Source organism: Nanhaiella sioensis, from assembly GCF_046557775.1.
Taxonomy (GTDB): Bacteria; Bacillota; Bacilli; order Bacillales; family SM2101; genus Nanhaiella; species Nanhaiella sioensis.
The window spans coordinates 357,342-376,059 of the sequence record NZ_JBKAEG010000001.1; the positions used below are offsets into that span (position 1 = coordinate 357,342).

Genomic DNA, 18,718 nt, shown 5'->3' on the forward strand with positions numbered 1-18,718 from the left:
TTGCTGGTTTTGCAATACATTGATAATGAACGAAAAGGTCTGCTTACTATTGATTATATAATGCAGACCTTTTCCATTGTGAGGTGGATATATGAAAAAGGAAATGTCAGTTTCAACTCCATTTTGGCGTGACAAAAGAATAATTCCAATATTATTACAGCTTATTTTTGTTTTCATTGTTGCCTTATTTGGAGCATATTTTATTATTAATGCAATCAATGGGCTTGAAAAGATTGGTATTGCCTTTGGCTTCTCCTTTCTTGGGCAACGGGCAGGATTTGGGATAACCGACTCTTTAATTGAATATTCATCATCTGATACTTATGGACGGGCTTTGCTTGTTGGTATTTTAAACACATTGAAAGTTGCGTTATTCGGTATCATCTTTGCAACGATTATTGGGATTATTGCAGGTATTTCAAGGCTATCTTCTAACTGGCTCGTAAGTAAGCTTTCAAGCATTTATATTGAAATCTTTCGAAATACACCTTTATTAGTACAATTATTTATTTGGTATTATGCTGTATTACTTCAATTACCATTAATCGATGATGTTAAAACAAGTAGTTCATTTATATTTACTAATCGTGGTGTTGCTATTCCATGGTTTCAGCAAAACTCTGGCTCACTCGTTTGGACAATCCTTCTGTTAATAGGTATTATACTTTCAATTATCATGTGGCGCGTTCAACTAAAGCGACAAATTGATTTAGGAAAACGAACTTACCCTTTCATTTGGGGAACAGGTGCAATTATACTAGCGATTGTAGTATCGTTAATTGTTACACAGCAGGCTCCATTCGATATTTCAAACCCTTCAATTGAAGGTAGAGGATTTACTGGTGGTAGTCTACTAAGACCTGAGTTTCTTGCACTACTTTTGGCATTAAGTGTTTATACTTCTACTTATATTGCAGAAATTGTTCGAGCTGGTATTTTAGGTGTCAAGCAAGGACAAAAAGAAGCTGCTAATGCACTTGGTTTAAAACCGTCTACGACGATGCGTCTAGTTGTCTTTCCACAAGCAATTAGAATAATTATCCCTCCTGTTACAAGTCAATATCTGAACTTAATAAAGAACTCAAGTTTAGGTGTGGCAATTGCATACCAAGAAATTGTGAGCGTAGGGAAAACTACACTTGGACAAAATTCACGGGCAATTGAGGTTGTCCTTATTTGGATAGCTGTATATTTACTTATCAATTTAATTACAGCATTAATTATGAATATATTTAACAAAAAAGCACAAATTGTTGAAAGGTAGGTGGTAGCGATGGGAAATATCGGTGTTGAAAAACACGAACCGAAACAAATTGACATTAATTCAGATACACAACCTAACCGTTTTTTGCAATGGCTTAAGGCAAACCTTTTTAGTAGCTGGTTAAACACAGCGTTAACAATTTTATCTATCGTTATTGCCTATTTTATTATTAAAGGTTCAGTATATTGGATATTTGTCACTGCAGAGTGGCGGGTTGTGGCCGATAACTTTAAGCTGTTTGTTGTCGGACAATATCCGATCGACCAACTTTGGAGAGTCTGGCTATTATTAACATATGTATCTATTATGTTAGGTTTTTCATGGGGAATATGGAAAAGTATTGTAAAACCTATCGCATTGACGATTGGTATCGTTATGCTAGTTGTTGGGTGTTTACCATTTGTTGAAGGTATGACAAGAATATGGTTAGGTATAAACATCGTTATCCTTATTGCGACTTATTTTGTGGGAGCAAAATTTAATAAACTAAAAACATTAACCTTAACTGGTTGGTTCTTATTGTTCCCAGTCTCTATCTTCTTATTATCTGGATTTGGTATTTTACCTGAGGTTAGTACGAGTGTCTGGGGTGGATTTTTATTAACACTATTAATTGCATTAGTTGCAATTGTTATATCCTTCCCTATTGGAGTATTACTTGCTTTAGGAAGACGTAGTACACTTCCAATTGTAAAATGGTTTAGCATTTTATTTATTGAAATCGTACGTGGAATTCCATTAATTACATTACTATTTATTTCTCAATTGATGGTTCCATTGTTTTTAGGTGATGGTATAGAAATAGATAATGTGCTACGTGCTATGATAGGGTTTATTATGTTCTCAGCAGCTTACTTAGCAGAAAATGTTCGTGGTGGACTTCAAGCAATCCCACGTGGACAATTTGAAGCAGCTCAGGCATTGGGATTAAATAAGACTTTGATGACTAGTTTTATCATTTTACCACAAGCATTAAAAATCGTTATTCCACCGATTGTCGGTTTGTATATAGGTATTTTTAAGGATACAGTGCTAGTAACGATTGTTGGGTTATCCGATTTGTTAGGTATATCCAAAAAAATAATAGCAAATCCACAATATTTAGGGACACATATGACAGCTTACGTCTTTGTTGCATTGGTCTTTCTCATTTTCTGTTATTTAATGTCTTACGTAAGTAGAAAGCTAGAGGCATCCCTCTCAGTTGGGAAACGATAGGAGGTATATTTAATGGGTAGTATTTTTGCTGTTGAAAAATTAACAACACCACTTGAAGAACGAGAAGATATTATAACTGTTAATAATTTAGATAAATGGTTTGGAAAGCTTCATGTGCTAAAAAACGTAGATATGAATGTGAAAGAAGGAGAAGTTGTCGTTATACTCGGACCTTCCGGATCAGGTAAATCAACCTTTATTCGAACAATCAATGCTTTGGAAGAATTTCAAAATGGTGAGATTGTTGTCGACGGAATTAGCTTAACAAATGATGTAAAAAACATCGAAGAAATTCGTAAAGAAACTGGAATGGTATTTCAACAATTTAACCTATTCCCTCATATGACAATTTTGAAAAATATAACATTAGCCCCTATTTGGGTTCGTAGATGGAAAAAGGAAAAAGCAGAAAAAATTGCTCATGAACTCCTTGAACGTGTTGGAATTCCTGAGCAAGCTGACAAATATCCAGGACAGCTTTCCGGTGGACAGCAGCAGCGTGTGGCGATTGCTCGAGCACTAGCTATGCAACCAAAAATAATGCTATTTGATGAGCCAACATCAGCCCTTGATCCTGAAATGGTTCGTGAAGTGCTTGATGTTATGAAAACATTAGCAGAATCTGGTATGACAATGCTCGTCGTTACCCATGAAATGAATTTCGCAAGAGAAGTTGCAGATCGTATCGTCTTGTTTGACCATGGTGAAATTGTTGAGACTGGTACTCCTGAAGAACTATTTGACAATCCTCAACATGAGCGAACAAAAGCATTCTTATCTCAAATTTTATAGCATAATCATTAAATTAAAAAAGTACCTCGTCTATCTACGAATCGCATTGGGGTCATATATATATCTCTTGAAGTTACGGTTTTACCTTCAAGAGATATATCGAAGTGACCACGAGGGGGCGCTAGGTGCTTAAACTAACAAATCCATATAACACGGCAAAGCCTGACCAATATAAAGGTCAGGCTTTGCAATGTCTTCATGTGTGTGATTATCCAATAATAACCCTCTCTTTCGGAAAATGATAATTCGGCTCTTTTGACCGTTTTCCTATTAAAAAGAGGAATGTTAACAACCCAATTCTTCCTATAAACATTAACAAAATGATGATTATTTTACCTATCACACTTAACCCTGGTGTTATCCCCATTGATAGACCAGTTGTTCCGAATGCAGAGCTCACTTCAAAAATAATCTCTGTTAGTGTGAAAGGCTCGGTTAAAGTTAATATAACAATTGCTAGTGAAAACATCATAAATGCCATCATCGTAACTACCAATGATTTAACCACATCTTCCTCATGAAGCTCTCTTTTAAATACTTTAACTGTTTTACGACCTTTAGCAAAATGGAATAAGAATAACAAATTTAACGCAAAGGTTGTCGTTCTAATACCTCCACCTACTGAGCTCGGTGAAGCTCCGATAAACATAAGAGCACACATAACTAACAAGGTAGGCTCGGTAAACTCACTAACGTTCATCGTCGATAAACCGCCACTCCGCGTTGTGACTGACTGGAATAGAGCATAGAAAAAAGATTCATGCCATGATTTATCAGCGAAGAAATGATTAAATTCAAATAACAAAATGATAAGTGTACCAAAAATTAATAAGCTAAAATAAGTTATTGTTGTGATTTTTGTAAAAAGTGAGAAGCGATAGCTCTGTCCATTCTCCCTTTTGTTTAATAAATAATCTTTGACTTCAATAAGTACTGGAAACCCTATCGCTCCTAAAGTAATTAAGATAATCGTAATAAATTGCACGAAATAATCCTTAGCGAACGGAACGAGTGATTGTCCAGTAATATCAAATCCACCATTTGTTGTCGCACTAACTGCTGCAAATAAACCGTGTAAATATGCCTCCTGCCAAGTTGGATAATACTTCAAAAAGTATGTTCCTAAAATAACAGCACCGATGAGTTCAATAATAATAATGAGCCAAAGGATTTGCTTCATTAACATGACTAATCCAGATAAATTTGACTGATTATGATCGGTCATAATTAATCGACGTTGCCTCAAACCAATCTTTTTACCGATTAAAACATAAATGAATGTCCCTAAGGTCATAATGCCAATACCACCAACTTGTAGCATTAACAAAAGGATAAACACACCTGTAGTGCTGAATGTATCTGCGGTTGACACAACAGTTAATCCTGTAACACTTACTGCACTAACTGCTGTAAATAATGCATCCAAAAAAGATAGTTCAATACCTGGTTTATGCGCAACAGGTAAACTGATTAAAAATGTTGATATTGAAACTGCTAAAAAATAATAACTGACAATAATTTGAAAAGGTGTTAAGCCACTTATGCGTTCACGAAATTTTTTCAACATTAATTCTTCATTCCCTCATTCATTACATATACACATAATCATATCATAAAAAAATATCGTTGTTACATGAAAAATGGATGTATTCATTAAGTATAAACGTACAATCAATTTACCACATTTTTAATAAAGTATTAATATACAATGAAAGGAGGAATGGTATTTATGAGTGATGGGTTTGGATCTATCTTTGCTTTGGTTATCGTTTTATTCGTGCTGTTAATCATTATCGGTTGTGCTTGTGTAAGACCACCAGCTCCTGTGCTTCCTGCACGAAGATGTCCATTATGCTAGAACGACAAGCATTAATCTGCAATTAGGCAATTTACCACCTTCTTTGCGGCATGAACAAAACTACCATTCTTTTTAGTTGCTTAAGAGAGGGGGGCAAACTCCTCTCTTTTTATTATGCGTTTTTCCACCTTGATCATTACAAAGAGATAAACACCAAACGAATAACAAGATCATCTTTTGCATCTGCTCTTCTCTAGAGACTATAGCAGGCTATAGTCCCATTGTTCTTATTCGTATTATGCACACAGCTGTCTATAGTTTTATGGCATCTTTTTTCTAGAAAATGATGCTAATTACAAAAGACTTCGTTTTGATGTAGTAATTTTTATAAAAAAACAACGTGTTATAAAAAAAAGCCTTTATATAAAACGTACCTAACTGTAAATTAGCTAAACGATTTTTAAGATATTGTAACGTTTTATCGGGATTTGCAACAAATACCCTTTGTAAGCACCATCACTTTTACCTCCGAGCATAACTTTTGCTAAAATAAATACACTAAAAAATAATAAACGTTGAACAGATGTTTTTATGATGTTACACATAGCTCCTAACATACATATTTTTTTGTTCTTCCAAATATTTATTGCCTGTTGAAAAGATATTTATTTCGTCCTACCGCATAAAATTTTTAGAACGTTTAACACTATAATTAATAAGAATATTTCATTCTTATGATGTTTTACACATAAACAAGGAGATGATTTAAAATGGGGCGTAGTAGTAATAAATTACTTGTGCCTGGTATAGAACAGGCGTTAGATCAAATAAAATTTGAAATAGCTCAAGAATTTGGCGTGAATTTAAGTCCAGATAGTGCTTCACGAGCGAACGGGTCTGTAGGTGGAGAAATCACGAAAAGACTCGTCACTCAAGCTCAGCATCATATTAACGGGCAGTTTCCAAAATAATTAGGTGAGGGTTACCCAAATACAAAATTTAATACCAAATGGATAAAACCGAGTGATATTATCACTCGGTTAAATTTCATACAGACTTATGTATTAACTGTGTTATTCAGATTCTGGTGAAAAAGAGCGGCCAGAAAATTCATTATCTAACATAAAGATAGCATTGCTGTCATTTTCAATACGCTTTAATTTTTGAATAATACTATCAAATAAATCCTCTTCTTCAACTTGCTCTTCGATAAACCATTTCAAAAAATTAATCGTTGCATGTTCACGCTCATCCAATGCAATGTCTGATAATTGGTATATACGCTTGGTAACTTCTTTTTCATGGCTTAACGCTTTTTCATAAGCGTCCAACAGGGATGAAAATTCATTATTTGGTTCAGGAAAACCGATAATTGTTGCACGTTCACCTAAAGCATTAATAAAGTTATAAAATTTCATCGCATGAAAACGTTCTTCCTCTGCTTGGACTAAAAAGAAGTTCGCAAAACCATCAAAGCTTTCAGACGAACAGTATGCTGCCATTGCCATGTATGCATGTGCAGAATAAAATTCAAAATTCATTTGTTCATTTAAACCTTCAAGTAATTTTTTACTTATCATTGTATACTCTCCTTCATTGCTATGTTTTCCCTATTTATTATAGCACTTTTACGTAGAGTATTCATAAAATGAGTACAACCATTAAGTAAATTTGAACATGTGTAAAATCTATTCCACCTGTTTGTAAGGTCTAACAAGATAGAATTCTAATTTCTATAATTCAAACAAACATTAAACAACATCACTAATCTTGTGGAAATTACTTTTTTATTTAATTATTCCTACTTAGTTAGTAAAAAATTTGTTCTTCTATTCCTTTGTGTCGTTCTTTCTATTGTCATGATCTCTTTAATCTTCTTTATCCTTTATGTTCTCTTGGTCCCTTTTATCTTTTTATATCCTTTATGTTCTCATGATCCCTTTTATCTTTTTTGTCTTTTTGGTTCTCATGATCCCTTTTATCTTTTTTATCCTTTATGTTCTCATTGTCCCTTTTATCTTTTATGACCTTTTTATTTTCATGATCCCTTTTATCTTTTTTATCCTTTGCTTCTTTCTTTTCTCTTTGATTCTCTAACTTAATAATGCTTTCGTTTTTTAAGTGATTAGAGGATGTTTTAGCATCCTCACCTTCCTTATGCTCTTTATCTCTATTTTCAACTTCTTCAATTAAGTATTTACCAGTAGAGATACCCTGTTCCTCTGCTTTCTTACGTGTATTTTCATCACTTTTAACAGAAGTAACATGAATAATATCCTTTTCTAATGTTTCAGATATTATCACAATTTTTTCTTCTAATTTTTTTTCAATATCTTTTGTTGTAGATCCTTGATGTATTTGTACCGTTGTGATAAGTAGATTACTACCTTCAATTAAATATCCATACTTCTTGCTTTCATCAATGATAGAATTTGTGACAAACGTAATATCTTGTTTTTCCCAATCTGATAAATTCTCAATAATTCTTTCACCCTCGGTGTTAAGTGCTGTTACACTTAAAACCTCTAGCTTATTATTTATAGATAATTCTATACTCGGGTTAATATCAATAGACATATAAGCAAATACCTTATTTGGTGTATAAAATGGTAAAACAGAAATGATAACTAATAGAGTGGCTATTGTGCTAACAAGTGCAAGCTTCCATTTATCAATTCGTGAAATGTTTAACAAAAATGAATAACTTCTTTTCCCCTCACGAAAGGGCAGAAATATGATCTCTTGACCAATATCATATTGTTGTTCTAGCAGCTTATTTGTCCGTAAAAATTCTCCTTCATCTGTTAATACTGTAACAAATTTACTGCTTATTTCCATAATGACCCCCTTTTTCAATTTTAGATCACCTCCTTCAAATATTCTTTAAGAAACAAGTAATCACCAGTGAGAATGACCGAAATGGCAATTATATATTTGCGGTTTCTCTCTATCGTTTTTCGGCTCACTTTTACTTGTTTTTCTAATTGTTTTATTGGTAACTGTTTCTTTGCCAACAGACTAGCTCGAAGCTCTTCATGATCAACAAGAATCTTCGCTACAGTAATGGCATTTTGTCTAGCATCGGCATGCTTTGGTGATTGATTTACTAAATCTTGAAATGTTAAGCCAAATGTTTTAAGATCCTGCTTATATTGCTCAATCTCTTCTTTTCGTCGTTCTTGTTCAACTTGTTTGCCATATTCTTCGAAGGATAGATGTGACTCTAGTGTTTGAGGACGTACATCGTTTTCACGTTCATGTAAATCATATGGTATTGATCGGTTACGTGCTTGTTTCCGAATGTAATCTATGACTCTCCTCTTAATAATTAGCTCAGCGAAAGCTAAAAAAGAACGACCTTTTTCTCTTTCAAATTTTTCAATTGCGTCATTGAATGCAATAAGACCAATGCTAAACTCATCATCTGTTTCATCAATATATCGTTTACATACAGAGGAGACAGTCTTGGCAATAAAAGGATGATATTTTTTTATAATCTTGTAATGTAATTGACTGTTACCGTTTTGGATTTCTCCAATTATTGCTTCTAATGATTTTTCTTTCTTGCCAATTTTAAACAACAGACTGAGCACCGATTACACCCCTCTTCCTAATATGAAGTTCGGTAGCTCTGATTTTTTTATAGGGGTAGAAAATAGAAAAATAGTCATTTTTTTTGACTATTTTTTTTCATACCACTATATTCATTTAACTTATATAATCTACAACACTTTTATTATAACAATATGGTACGTTCAGCAACATAAGTCACTAACAATTACTATATATTACCTAAGTAGAATCAAGAAAAAAGCACTCAATTATATTGAGTGCCTTAATAACTTGACAATTGTTAACAATATTTCTAGTTATCATTGTAGGATATGTATTTTCCTCGCTTAGTGTTGGTAGCACTTTGTGTTAACACGGATAATTATATCACGTATTATTAATGAAATGGTTACGAAATGATTACAATACATCAATTACATGATTTACTATCTTTTCACTGTTGTTCTATTTTTTTGCTTTTTTCCTCTTTCCTTAGTTCCTTCTCCTTTTTTTTCTGTTCTTTTTTCATCTCATGTGCCTTTTTCTTCTGTTCTTTCTCTAATTCTTTCTGATCTTTGTGATTTTGCTTCTTGTTCTTGTCATGTTTTTGATCCTGAGCATCATTTTCAATATCTTCATACAACTCATTCATTATTAGTTCTATATCATTTTCAATATTTTTTTGTTCTTCTTGTAATGCTCCAAGTTTTGTCATCTTGTCGTCAATCCGCTTGTAACTTTTTTTAATATTTTTCTTTAGTGCTTCTTGGGCATTATTATTTCCAACTTTCTCTAACGCAGCAGTTAAAGATATAATATTTTGTGCGAGTTGTGTTTTAATACCCGTCAATTCATCTTGTTGTTCTTCGCTACTATTTCCATTATTATCTATTTTAGGTTGACTTGTATCTCCATAAATATCGTTACTACTATCTTCATCACTAGGACTCTTTGCTTCTGCATCCTCTCTATCTTCAATTATACCTTCAGAATCATCTATGAGCTTTGTAGCCTTAAGGATCAATTCCTCAGCTAAATCATTGTCACCATTAGCGATTAACTTCTCGGCTTCTAACAATCTTTCAGATGAAAACCGTGCTAATAACTCAGCATCGTGCATATCATCAAACGAAATTGCAAGCTGTATTTTTTCAAGTGTAATTTTGACAAAATACCAAAAGTCTCCTGGTATTGAATTTGGATCTTCATTGTTAGTGTTTAAGCTTGTAGTGCTATCAATGTCGGTATTATTTTCATTTGCATGTGCAATAGTACCTGCTACCCCTATTACTCCTACTAGAGCACATGCAATCATGCCATTTCTTATAACTTTTATCAAAAACTACACACCCCTATTGTTAAATTTTCATTTACGTTATAGTTGTACGAACTTATCCACTTCTTTTTGGGGTGAAACTTAATATATTTAGTATTCTAAATATTTCAATGCGGCATATTGGGTATTTACTTAATTAATCATTTCTTTACGACATGCTGCTTTTTACTAGATCGTAACCAACCGCCACCTGCAAGCAATAACAACCCTAGACAAAAAATTTTTTTCCACAAAACCGACTCTAGAAAATGGGATGAGATCAGACCAACCTCCTCATGTGTTAACGTGAATACTTCATTTCACACCTACCCAACCTACTATCAGAAATACGGTTGTCTCAAGACCATGGCTGTTTTTAAATAACCTAACAAACCAGCTCGCAGCAAAACGCATAATGATTAAACCAAACATGCCTCCAAAGATCTAAATTATATCCCTCCTAATGATCATTTGATTCTTCAACCTATTACAGATCAAAAAGGTGGTCAATCACTTTCAAACGACGACCGGGCATAGTTAGCAAACACAAAAAGACCTTTGCCATATTAGGAAAAGGTCTCGCTAGACATGAAGTATTCCAACAAAGCCGATAGATTTTTATCCATGTATTGACGACTTTACGTTAAGGGCATCCCTTAACGCTACTCCCCTTTGTCGAAAAAACGAACATTTATTATGTAGAGACTGTCAAGTTTTTCGATTTTCTCGAGTATGTAACATAACATAAATTATGATGGTGGCGATAATAATAATAACTACAATATACATAAACCTATTAGCTATCTGTGCAATATCTTGCCATCTAGTGCCTAATTTGAACCCCATATAAACATAGCAGTATGTGATAGGAAGTGTAGCCGCAAACGTATATAAACTAAAGCTTGTCACATTCATTTTTGCCAATCCACAAGGTATTGAAATGATCGTCCTAATCCCAGGCAAGAACCTAGCAGTAAAAGCTACAATCCCGCCGTGCTTATCAAAGAATCGCTCTGCTTTTGTTAGCTCCTTTTCACGTATAAAAAAGTATTTTCCAAACGATGTAAGGAACCGCCTTCCACCAAAACGTCCAAGTGCATACAATGTTAATGGACCAAGCGTTCCTCCAACGGTTCCAGCTAACACAACTAGCCAAAAATTCATTACTCCTTGATACACAGAATAGCCCGCTAAAGGAAGAACTAATTCAGCAGGTACAAACTCAAATGTTAATGCAATTAAAATTCCAAAATACGAGAATTCTCTTAGCCATTCAATAAATAATAAAATTAATTCTTCCATATATATCACCAACATTCACTATTTTCGTTTTTAGTAATACAAAAAACTGTTTTCTAAAAGTTTGTTGTGCTTCGTACTAAGAAATAATCATATAAACAATTGATTTCGCAGCACCTATTTTCTTACTAAATAGACCTATGTTAGCTGTGTTAACAATTAAGAGCAAGTCTGCTATTTTAATAAACAAGTTGAATTTAATGACATGACATATAAACATAAAAAGAAGCATTATTTGTAATAATCTTCGTACAAAGCTGTTTTCATATTAATTGCTGTTTTTCGTAATGAGAGCTAAACAGCATATAACTATTGTTCGGGACATATTTTTTTCTCTAAAGATAATAAAAAATCATATCAACACATCAGCTACTCAATTGTAAGTGAAAAAGCAGCATAGTTTACGAAAAGAGCCTTGTACAAAAGTATATTTTTAAGCAATTAAAAAAATGACAAAAAAAAAGCAGGATGCAAACAGTTCCTTTAGGAGCTTTTTTGTTATTGGAAATTATTTCTTGAATATCAAATAACTATCATATATACTGTATATATACAATATAAACAGTTAAAGGACTTTGGTGTGATATTATGCATTTATCTGTATCTCTAAATTCAAAATTACCAATATATTCTCAAATTGTGGAGCAAATTGAAAATCAAATTCTGACAGGACATCTTAAAGAAGGGGAACTTCTTCCTTCTATTCGAAACCTTGCTCAGAATTTGAAGATAAGTGTGATTACAACGAAAAGAGCATATGATGAGTTAGAAAAAAAAGGTCTTTTAACATCCGTCGCTGGCAAAGGAACTTTTGTTTCAGGTAACACAAAAGAATTAATCAGAGAAGACAAATGCCGCGGGTTAGAAAATCAATTAATGCAAGTTATTATGAAAAGTAAAGTTTTAGGAATCAACCGCGAGGAATTAATTAATATGCTCACATTTTTGTATGGAGAGGATGAATAATTATATGCATGTAATTGAGTTTAGTGGCTTTTCTAAATCTTATAAGGATTTTAATTTGAATGATTTAAATTTTAAGATTAACAGTGGTTTTATCACCGGTTTAATTGGGCCGAATGGCGCTGGTAAAACAACGTTAATTAACGCAATTATGAACCTAATTCCCTCTGATAAAGGAGAAGTTATTGTATTTAACAAATCGATGGGAGCATGGGAAAGAGAAATTAAACAAAGAATTGGTTTTGTATACGATGAAGACTTTTATTATAACCATCTTTCAATAAAGGAAATGGGTAAGATCATCGCATCATTTTATTCAAACTGGAACAATGCTGTTTTCAAACAATATCTAACAGATTTTAAATTGCCAGAACGAAAAAAAATCGGTAACTTATCAAAAGGAATGAAAATCAAATTCTCCTTAGCAGCTGCACTTGCACATGAACCTGATTTATTAATAATGGATGAACCTACCTCTGGGCTAGATCCAGTGTTTAGAAGGAGAGTATTATCGATATTAAGTGATTATATCCAAGATGGAAATCGATCTGTTCTTTTTTCAACTCATATAAGTACAGATCTAGAACGAATAGCAGATTACATTGTTTATATAAGTAACGGACAATTAATATTTAGTGGTAGTAAAGAGGAGCTGTTAGATGAATATTTTATATTAAAAGGGCCTGTTGCATCCCAACCAATGAAAAAACATTTAATAGGTTTACAGCAATCACCTCTAGGGTTCGAAGGTTTAATTTCAAAAAACATCTATTCTGAAAACTCATTTGATAGTCAAGTTGTTGTAGAGAAACCTACATTAGATGATATTTTGGTTTATACACAGGGGGATTGTTAAAAATGATGCAGTTACTTTTGAAAGACATACAAATTCAAAGAAGGTTTATATTTCTTGGTTTTGTGTTTATCGGTTTTTTCTTTTTTCTATTAGGCGCTTTTGAAGGTTTACCTCTTGCTGTTCCAGCAGCACTATTTAGCCACTTCTTAATTGTACTAGCTAGTAAATCTGATGAGAAAAATAATAATAGTCGATTGTTGGCTTCTTTTCCACTTCGAAGAAGGGATATCGTAACCTCAAAATATATAGGAATTTTTATGTTTATGGCAATCTCCTTCTTTCTAACCACGTTATGGTGGTGGATCACCGGTTTTTTTCTTCCTGCAAATGAACTCCCTTGGTTTAGCGTTCAATCTGTAATAATATCTATTCTCATTTTACTTCTGTTTTATAGTATTTATTTTCCTATTTTTTTCATGACAGGATCACGTATAGTACAGGTCCTAGATTTAATAGTTATATTGACGATAGGTGGAGTGATCATATTAGGTTTACGAATATTAGAATGGATAGATATAAACATCGGTTTAATACTCTCCGACTTATTGAGATACAATGTAATATCTCTGTCATTTTGGATATCAACCATATGTTTAATGTTAATAATCATGTCCTGGGTTCTTTCTATTGTTGTTTACGAACGTAGAAATATATAAAAAGGGGGGAAATTATGTTTGTACGAATATTCCATAGAATAGGTGAAAAATGGATTAATGTAATATTCGTTGTTGTAATAATACTACTAATAGTTGGTGTTTATTATTTCATAGTATAAAGAGTATTTTAAATTTATGTTAAATGACTCTTTATTTATGCAATTGACCTCATTTTAAATGAGAAAATATCCCACGAGCGCTTTCCTTATAAGTATTTATTTCTTAGTACTAAAAACAATGCGAAAACAGCCTTATGAAATATAAGAATCCATTTTGATCAATCAATTATAATCAAAATGGATTCTATCTATTTTTTACAAAGTACTCGTTTATAGTATTTTTGATCAAACTTTATTCCAAACTAACAATGAGTAGTAAACAAGCTAACAAATCATGTCTCATTATGGTATGGTACTATCTAATAATAAGTTGTTTATTTTTATCATGTTTATGTTCATTATAATAAGCGACCATTTCTTTTACACCAGATTTAAAATCAGGACATGTAATTCCACTACCTTTTAAATCATTTTTAGCAGTAGAACAATCAAATCTTGCTTCATACGAAAAATAGTCTAGAGATTCTTTCTCCACTCTTAATACTTTACGCAAGTTTTTAATCTGCAAGAAAGCTCTTGTTAAAGAAATTGGTATTCTACCACGCGGTTTCTTGTGTAAGAGTTCACCCATTAACATTGTATAAACTTCACTAGCCTTATACGGAGAAGGGTCTGTTAAATGATATGTTTTCCCCTCCCCAACACTAGCGTGACCTAGATAGCAGGAAGCAGCAATAATATAGTCAACAGGCACTAGGTTCAGCTCTACTTGACCTCTGCCAATGTTAGGCAAGATAGGTAAAAAGCGCAAGCGATCCAGAAAATTCAAGATAAAATACGGTCCATCAAACTTTATTGTTTCCCCTGTTATAGAGTCTCCTTTAACAATTCCAGGACGAATGATGGTTGTAGGAACTTCATTGAAAATCTTTTTAACAAGCACTTCTGCTTCATATTTCGTCTCTTCGTAGTAATTTTGAAAGGTTTGATTTTTTTCTAATTCAGATTCCAAAACTGTTCCTGCACGGTCTCCTGCAACATAAGCTGTACTAAAGTAAATGTATCTTTGAAGCTTGCTCATTTCTTTTACAAATTCATTCACCATACTTGTACCTTGTACATTTACAAGGTATGCAACATCTTTTGGTACTGCTAGATCATAAATAGCTGCTAGGTGAAAAACATGTGTAACAGTAGTCCTTAATGAGGCCATATACTCATCAGCTATACCTAGATTATCCTTAGTAATATCACCAGGTAAAATGGTAAATTGAGTCTTATCAATTAACTTATCTTCAGATAGCCTCTCTATTTCCTTTTCAGCTTCGTTAATCATATCAGGCAAAACAAGTGCATAAATATGATCAATTTCATAGCTCTCCTTCATCATATAGCGAATAATTTGACTTGCAATAAACCCAGGAAAGCCTGTGAAAAAATAAGTATTCCCCATCGTTTCTCCCCCCATACAATATACCTTATCTAAACATTCAGAATTCATTTCCTAACTTTAGTTTATCGTATTTACGCTATTTTGCAACCGTTTACAAAATAGATTTTTTAAAACTGTACTCACATTGATAGCCATTTTTCACCCTTTAACATAAGCACACATACATCAAACATTTATGCCACCATTTGTTCTATAAAATCAAGACAAATGGCTAAATCCATCGTTTATCTTATGAAAAGGATCTTTTCATTAACTTTCTTCTTATTTTCACTTACATTTGAGCAACTGATGTGTATGATATGGTTGTTATTGTGCATAGAGAAAAAAAGATGCCACGAACATGAGTTATATTCGTGTTTAGCTCATTTTACGAAAAGCATCTAATAGTGCGAACAGCCTAATCAAAATAATCATAAAGCTTTTGAAGAAAGCTCATTTTCTGATTACTGCTCTATTTGTCTACACTTAAAAATTATCAAGGAAAAGATTGTAACTTATCATATTCCTTTTGTTGTTAATGCTAACATTATATAATCTTTGGAAGGTAGGCGTTGTCATGCACACAATTTGGAAGGGGTCAATTAGTTTTGGGCTTGTAACGATCCCAATAAAACTATATGCAGCAACTGAAGATAAAGATATTAAATTCCGATCGTTACATAAAAAATGTAAAACTCCAATTAAATATGAGAAAATCTGTCCAATATGTAATGAGGAACTAACAAATGATAACCTAGTAAAAGGTTATGAATATGTTAAAGGTAAATTTGTCATTTTATCTGAAGAAGAAATGAAAGAATTAAAAGAGGAATATGAGGAGAAAAGTATTAAAATTATTGATTTTGTTAATTTAGATGATATTGACCCTATCTATTTTAATCGCTCCTATTTTATGGGTCCAAATGATAATGGAACTAGAGCATACGCTTTATTAAGAGAAGCACTTGTAAAATCTAAACGGATTGGCATTGCCGAAATAACTATTCGTTCAAAGCGTCATCTAGCTATTGTTAGGGTATATCATGATGGCCTCCTCATGGAAACGATCCATTATCCAGATGAAGTGCGAAATGTTAGTGACGTGCCAAATATACCAGAACAAATAGAGATTAATAATAAAGAGCTTGATACAGCTATGTTATTAATTGATCAGTTAACGACAGACTTTGACCCAAGCAAATATAAGGATGATTATCGTACTGCATTAATGAAGCTTATCGAGGAAAAGGTTAACACCGATGAAACGACTAGTGTTGACGATATACCAAGAACAAATGTAGTTGATCTCATGAGTGCATTGCAAGCAAGCATTGACAGAACTAAGCAACAACCACAATCCGCAACACCAGCTAATAAAAAAGGTACTACAAAAACAAAACAGAGAACATCACGAAAAAAAGTAACATCATAGGAACAATTACTAAAATCAGGCGGGAATTTTTCTCGCCTCGGTTATCTCCATTACGTCACACGTTCTCCTTCGTCTATAATCCACTTAACAGCAAGTAATAAATTTGCAAACCACATATCAGCTAATCCAAGCTGTTCATCATTTCCAACTAAGATGGTTTTTGTCCCTGCCGACTTACCTGCAAAAATGTCCACATCACGATCTCCGATCATATAGCTATCTTTAAGCGCGATGTTATGTTTTTGAGCAAGATTCGTAATCATCTCTGGTTCAGGCTTTCGACATGCACATCCCTCATGAGGTTTATGGGGACAATAAGCAATATCATCAATCATCGCTCCGTATTCCTTCAAATCAAGCTTCATTTTCTCATGTACACGTATTAGCTGTTGTTCCTTCATATACCCTAACCCAACCCCACCTTGGTTCGTTACGACAAAGACTTTGAAGTTATCTTGATTTAACAACTTTATCGCCTCACCTACGCCATCCAATAAATAAAAATCACTCGGTTTATTTACAAATTTCACACGATGTGACAACACCTCATTAATGACTCCATCTCGATCTAAAAATACGGCTTTTTGCATATAAAAATCTCCTTTGTTATGTAGTAAAAATGAAAAACATTCAACGTTCCTATTATTAATTAATATGTAAATATCCAAACTAAGTTTAATCACAATACAAATAGATCATATATAATATCAGAATAAAGCACCTTACCAATCATTATAAGCATCCTTTAATATGATGAGTAAGGTTCGTTTAGCATTGGCAATGCCAAAATACAATATACATTTGATGTTGATTAAATACATTTTTTACAATGGAGGTATGATTTGGACAGAACATAGACAGCTACAATCTACTACGACAGTATCATCTATAGGGGTTAAATCTAATTCATCATTTTGACAAATTTGATTCAACCTAATACAACATTGATTGCCTACATTAATTTCTCTGTTTCCTTCTGGCTGTAACAATTGTAAAGTAACACAACCTGATTCTAAATCTACTTCACTAACCCTAAAATATACAGTAACAAAACAATTTCCCTGTCCTGTGCTTGACTCTCTTATGTTACCAAATGCATAGAATATAGTATTACTATTTGTTGTTAAAATTACATCTTGATTTATATTATCTTCTAAAACCGTGCAAACACAATTACGAATGTTTCCACCATTACCAGTGTCTCCATTTGGACAACAGCACGGCATAATATCACCTCCCAACAAAATAAATATACTAAGGTATGTAATTATTATTTATATGGGCATTGAAATAATTGATTGTCTTCTTAAATTTTGATATTTACTTCAACAATTACAAAGAGACTAACTCACAAACTATATATTATATATAACAATCGTTAATATAGAGTTAAGTTGACACTGTTGAGTTTGTGGAGTCAGACCTTTGTATGCTAATAATAAGAAACCAATTAATACTCTTTTCCACTTTTTATTTACTTCATTTCAGTATAAAAGCTAAATTGCTGCTTCATAGTTAACGCATAAGCAATATTTCCCACGACATGCAGCACCTGTATCCATGTCATCCGCACAAGACAATCGAACTGTATCAAAGCCTATTTGTGTAGTAGACATACTATTCCCATTATTACTCATCATTGCTGGTGTAATCGTTAAAGTTTTAACCACTGTACCAGTAGTACCACCTTCTAACAATTCCACTGTTAAATCTCCACAGCCTCTATCCAAAAATACTGTTAACGAGCCAGTGACTGGAAAAAATTCCATTGCATCATTTTCAGTAGTCCAAATAACAACTTCTTGTGTACCACAAGGTATGGTGAAGTTTCCGCATAATTCATCTTTAAAAAATTCATCCCCTCTATCAGGACAACAACAATTTGACATTATTTCCCCTCCCTTCTTTGCTAATAATTTATGTACTAACATATCAGCTTGTATAAACGGAATCACTAAGTTTGTATAAAAATTTCAAAATGACTTAATTATTGAATACTGCCCTTACATATTCAGAAGAGAGGTTGTCCAATTTATTTATATAAATTTGCCTTAGTACTTCTATAACTGTGATTTATTGTAA

Annotated in this window: 20 protein-coding genes; 9 read left to right on the forward strand and 11 right to left on the reverse strand. The window is 33.0% G+C overall.

Translation table 11 applies throughout. From position 1 onward, the window contains the following. Positions 1-91: 91 nt before the first annotated feature. Genes V1503_RS01635 through V1503_RS01645 form a run of 3 tightly spaced genes read left to right on the forward strand, consistent with a single transcriptional unit; the run spans position 92 to position 3,274 of the window. Positions 92-1,264 carry an amino acid ABC transporter permease gene (locus tag V1503_RS01635; RefSeq protein WP_410624305.1) on the forward strand — a complete coding sequence of 391 codons (1,173 nt, stop codon included), beginning with the start codon at positions 92-94 and terminating at the stop codon, positions 1,262-1,264. 9 nt (positions 1,265-1,273) lie between these two features. After that, entirely contained in the window at positions 1,274-2,482 is a 1,209-nt protein-coding gene (locus V1503_RS01640) for an amino acid ABC transporter permease (protein ID WP_320257494.1), read from the forward strand. A gap of 12 nt (positions 2,483-2,494) precedes the next feature. After that, positions 2,495-3,274: an amino acid ABC transporter ATP-binding protein gene (locus V1503_RS01645; protein ID WP_250886597.1), complete on the forward strand. Its 780-nt coding sequence runs from the start codon at positions 2,495-2,497 to the stop codon at positions 3,272-3,274. 208 nt (positions 3,275-3,482) lie between these two features. Here the strand turns inward: V1503_RS01645 and V1503_RS01650 are convergent, their stop codons facing one another. Further along, positions 3,483-4,841, reverse strand: a complete 1,359-nt coding sequence (locus V1503_RS01650; RefSeq protein WP_214482066.1) for a TrkH family potassium uptake protein — start codon at positions 4,839-4,841, stop codon at positions 3,483-3,485. A 162-nt stretch (positions 4,842-5,003) separates the two neighbouring features. Between V1503_RS01650 and V1503_RS01655 the strand changes: the two genes are divergently transcribed. Continuing rightward, positions 5,004-5,132, forward strand: a complete 129-nt coding sequence (locus V1503_RS01655; RefSeq protein WP_214482063.1) for a YjcZ family sporulation protein — start codon at positions 5,004-5,006, stop codon at positions 5,130-5,132. 710 nt (positions 5,133-5,842) lie between these two features. After that, positions 5,843-6,043 carry an alpha/beta-type small acid-soluble spore protein gene (locus V1503_RS01660; RefSeq protein ID WP_214482057.1) on the forward strand — a complete coding sequence of 67 codons (201 nt, stop codon included), beginning with the start codon at positions 5,843-5,845 and terminating at the stop codon, positions 6,041-6,043. Between the two features lie 102 nt (positions 6,044-6,145). Here V1503_RS01660 and V1503_RS01665 read toward each other — a convergent pair whose 3' ends face one another. The 6 genes from V1503_RS01665 to V1503_RS01685 form a co-directional block, all read right to left on the reverse strand. Beyond that, positions 6,146-6,652, reverse strand: coding sequence for a ferritin (locus V1503_RS01665; protein ID WP_320257495.1), 507 nt, complete (start codon positions 6,650-6,652; stop codon positions 6,146-6,148). 325 nt (positions 6,653-6,977) lie between these two features. Next, the gene (locus V1503_RS01670) at positions 6,978-7,928 is read right to left on the reverse strand and encodes an anti-sigma factor domain-containing protein (protein WP_410624310.1); all 951 of its coding nucleotides are present in this window, start codon (positions 7,926-7,928) and stop codon (positions 6,978-6,980) included. Between the two features lie 2 nt (positions 7,929-7,930). Next, entirely contained in the window at positions 7,931-8,665 is a 735-nt protein-coding gene (gene sigI, locus V1503_RS01675; RefSeq protein ID WP_214482052.1) for an RNA polymerase sigma factor SigI, read from the reverse strand. Between the two features lie 413 nt (positions 8,666-9,078). Further along, positions 9,079-9,963: a DUF5667 domain-containing protein gene (locus V1503_RS01680; RefSeq protein WP_410624312.1), complete on the reverse strand. Its 885-nt coding sequence runs from the start codon at positions 9,961-9,963 to the stop codon at positions 9,079-9,081. A gap of 291 nt (positions 9,964-10,254) precedes the next feature. Beyond that, complete coding sequence (locus tag V1503_RS25135; protein WP_496113355.1) at positions 10,255-10,371, reverse strand: hypothetical protein; 117 nt, start codon at positions 10,369-10,371, stop codon at positions 10,255-10,257. Between the two features lie 276 nt (positions 10,372-10,647). After that, a complete protein-coding gene (locus tag V1503_RS01685; protein WP_410624314.1) occupies positions 10,648-11,241 on the reverse strand; it encodes a DedA family protein in 594 nt (197 codons plus the stop codon). A 585-nt stretch (positions 11,242-11,826) separates the two neighbouring features. On the opposite strand from V1503_RS01685, the gene V1503_RS01690 reads away from it, so the two are divergent. From V1503_RS01690 to V1503_RS01700, 3 genes are read left to right on the forward strand one after another with little or no spacing between them, the layout of a single operon-like run. Further along, on the forward strand, positions 11,827-12,204 hold the full coding sequence (locus V1503_RS01690) for a GntR family transcriptional regulator (RefSeq protein WP_214482049.1): 378 nt from the start codon (positions 11,827-11,829) through the stop codon (positions 12,202-12,204). Between the two features lie 4 nt (positions 12,205-12,208). Then, the gene (locus V1503_RS01695) at positions 12,209-13,057 is read left to right on the forward strand and encodes an ABC transporter ATP-binding protein (RefSeq protein ID WP_410624316.1); all 849 of its coding nucleotides are present in this window, start codon (positions 12,209-12,211) and stop codon (positions 13,055-13,057) included. Positions 13,058-13,059: 2 nt separating this feature from the next. Then, the gene (locus V1503_RS01700; RefSeq protein WP_410624318.1) at positions 13,060-13,713 is read left to right on the forward strand and encodes an ABC-2 transporter permease; all 654 of its coding nucleotides are present in this window, start codon (positions 13,060-13,062) and stop codon (positions 13,711-13,713) included. 414 nt (positions 13,714-14,127) lie between these two features. Here the strand turns inward: V1503_RS01700 and V1503_RS01705 are convergent, their stop codons facing one another. Further along, the gene (locus V1503_RS01705) at positions 14,128-15,225 is read right to left on the reverse strand and encodes an SDR family oxidoreductase (protein ID WP_320257501.1); all 1,098 of its coding nucleotides are present in this window, start codon (positions 15,223-15,225) and stop codon (positions 14,128-14,130) included. A gap of 556 nt (positions 15,226-15,781) precedes the next feature. Here V1503_RS01705 and ku point away from each other — a divergent pair. Next, a complete protein-coding gene (gene ku / locus V1503_RS01710) occupies positions 15,782-16,636 on the forward strand; it encodes a non-homologous end joining protein Ku (protein WP_410624320.1) in 855 nt (284 codons plus the stop codon). A gap of 50 nt (positions 16,637-16,686) precedes the next feature. On the opposite strand, the gene V1503_RS01715 is transcribed toward ku, so the two are convergent. The 3 genes from V1503_RS01715 to V1503_RS01725 form a co-directional block, all read right to left on the reverse strand. Beyond that, positions 16,687-17,226, reverse strand: coding sequence for a D-glycero-alpha-D-manno-heptose-1,7-bisphosphate 7-phosphatase (locus V1503_RS01715; protein ID WP_410624322.1), 540 nt, complete (start codon positions 17,224-17,226; stop codon positions 16,687-16,689). 234 nt (positions 17,227-17,460) lie between these two features. Next, positions 17,461-17,862 (reverse strand): CotY/CotZ family spore coat protein, encoded by a 402-nt coding sequence (locus tag V1503_RS01720; RefSeq protein WP_214482028.1) that lies wholly within the window; start codon positions 17,860-17,862, stop codon positions 17,461-17,463. Positions 17,863-18,132: 270 nt separating this feature from the next. Beyond that, positions 18,133-18,525 (reverse strand): DUF3992 domain-containing protein, encoded by a 393-nt coding sequence (locus V1503_RS01725; protein WP_214482027.1) that lies wholly within the window; start codon positions 18,523-18,525, stop codon positions 18,133-18,135. Between the last annotated feature and the right edge of the window lie 193 nt (positions 18,526-18,718).

Excerpts from the sequence above, each read along its gene's own strand:
- V1503_RS01650 (WP_214482066.1), bottom strand. The coding sequence starts at position 4,841 with ATGTTGAAAAAATTTCGTGAACGCATAAGTGGCTTAACACCTTTTCAA.
- V1503_RS01700 (WP_410624318.1), top strand. The coding sequence starts at position 13,060 with ATGATGCAGTTACTTTTGAAAGACATACAAATTCAAAGAAGGTTTATA.
- V1503_RS25135 (WP_496113355.1), bottom strand. The coding sequence starts at position 10,371 with ATGTTTGGTTTAATCATTATGCGTTTTGCTGCGAGCTGGTTTGTTAGG.
- V1503_RS01665 (WP_320257495.1), bottom strand. The coding sequence starts at position 6,652 with ATGATAAGTAAAAAATTACTTGAAGGTTTAAATGAACAAATGAATTTT.
- V1503_RS01725 (WP_214482027.1), bottom strand. The coding sequence starts at position 18,525 with ATGTCAAATTGTTGTTGTCCTGATAGAGGGGATGAATTTTTTAAAGAT.
- V1503_RS01655 (WP_214482063.1), top strand. The coding sequence starts at position 5,004 with ATGAGTGATGGGTTTGGATCTATCTTTGCTTTGGTTATCGTTTTATTC.
- V1503_RS01640 (WP_320257494.1), top strand. The coding sequence starts at position 1,274 with ATGGGAAATATCGGTGTTGAAAAACACGAACCGAAACAAATTGACATT.
- V1503_RS01695 (WP_410624316.1), top strand. The coding sequence starts at position 12,209 with ATGCATGTAATTGAGTTTAGTGGCTTTTCTAAATCTTATAAGGATTTT.
- V1503_RS01660 (WP_214482057.1), top strand. The coding sequence starts at position 5,843 with ATGGGGCGTAGTAGTAATAAATTACTTGTGCCTGGTATAGAACAGGCG.
- V1503_RS01690 (WP_214482049.1), top strand. The coding sequence starts at position 11,827 with ATGCATTTATCTGTATCTCTAAATTCAAAATTACCAATATATTCTCAA.
- V1503_RS01720 (WP_214482028.1), bottom strand. The coding sequence starts at position 17,862 with ATGCCGTGCTGTTGTCCAAATGGAGACACTGGTAATGGTGGAAACATT.
- V1503_RS01705 (WP_320257501.1), bottom strand. The coding sequence starts at position 15,225 with ATGGGGAATACTTATTTTTTCACAGGCTTTCCTGGGTTTATTGCAAGT.
- V1503_RS01715 (WP_410624322.1), bottom strand. The coding sequence starts at position 17,226 with ATGCAAAAAGCCGTATTTTTAGATCGAGATGGAGTCATTAATGAGGTG.
- ku (WP_410624320.1), top strand. The coding sequence starts at position 15,782 with ATGCACACAATTTGGAAGGGGTCAATTAGTTTTGGGCTTGTAACGATC.
- V1503_RS01685 (WP_410624314.1), bottom strand. The coding sequence starts at position 11,241 with ATGGAAGAATTAATTTTATTATTTATTGAATGGCTAAGAGAATTCTCG.
- V1503_RS01635 (WP_410624305.1), top strand. The coding sequence starts at position 92 with ATGAAAAAGGAAATGTCAGTTTCAACTCCATTTTGGCGTGACAAAAGA.
- V1503_RS01645 (WP_250886597.1), top strand. The coding sequence starts at position 2,495 with ATGGGTAGTATTTTTGCTGTTGAAAAATTAACAACACCACTTGAAGAA.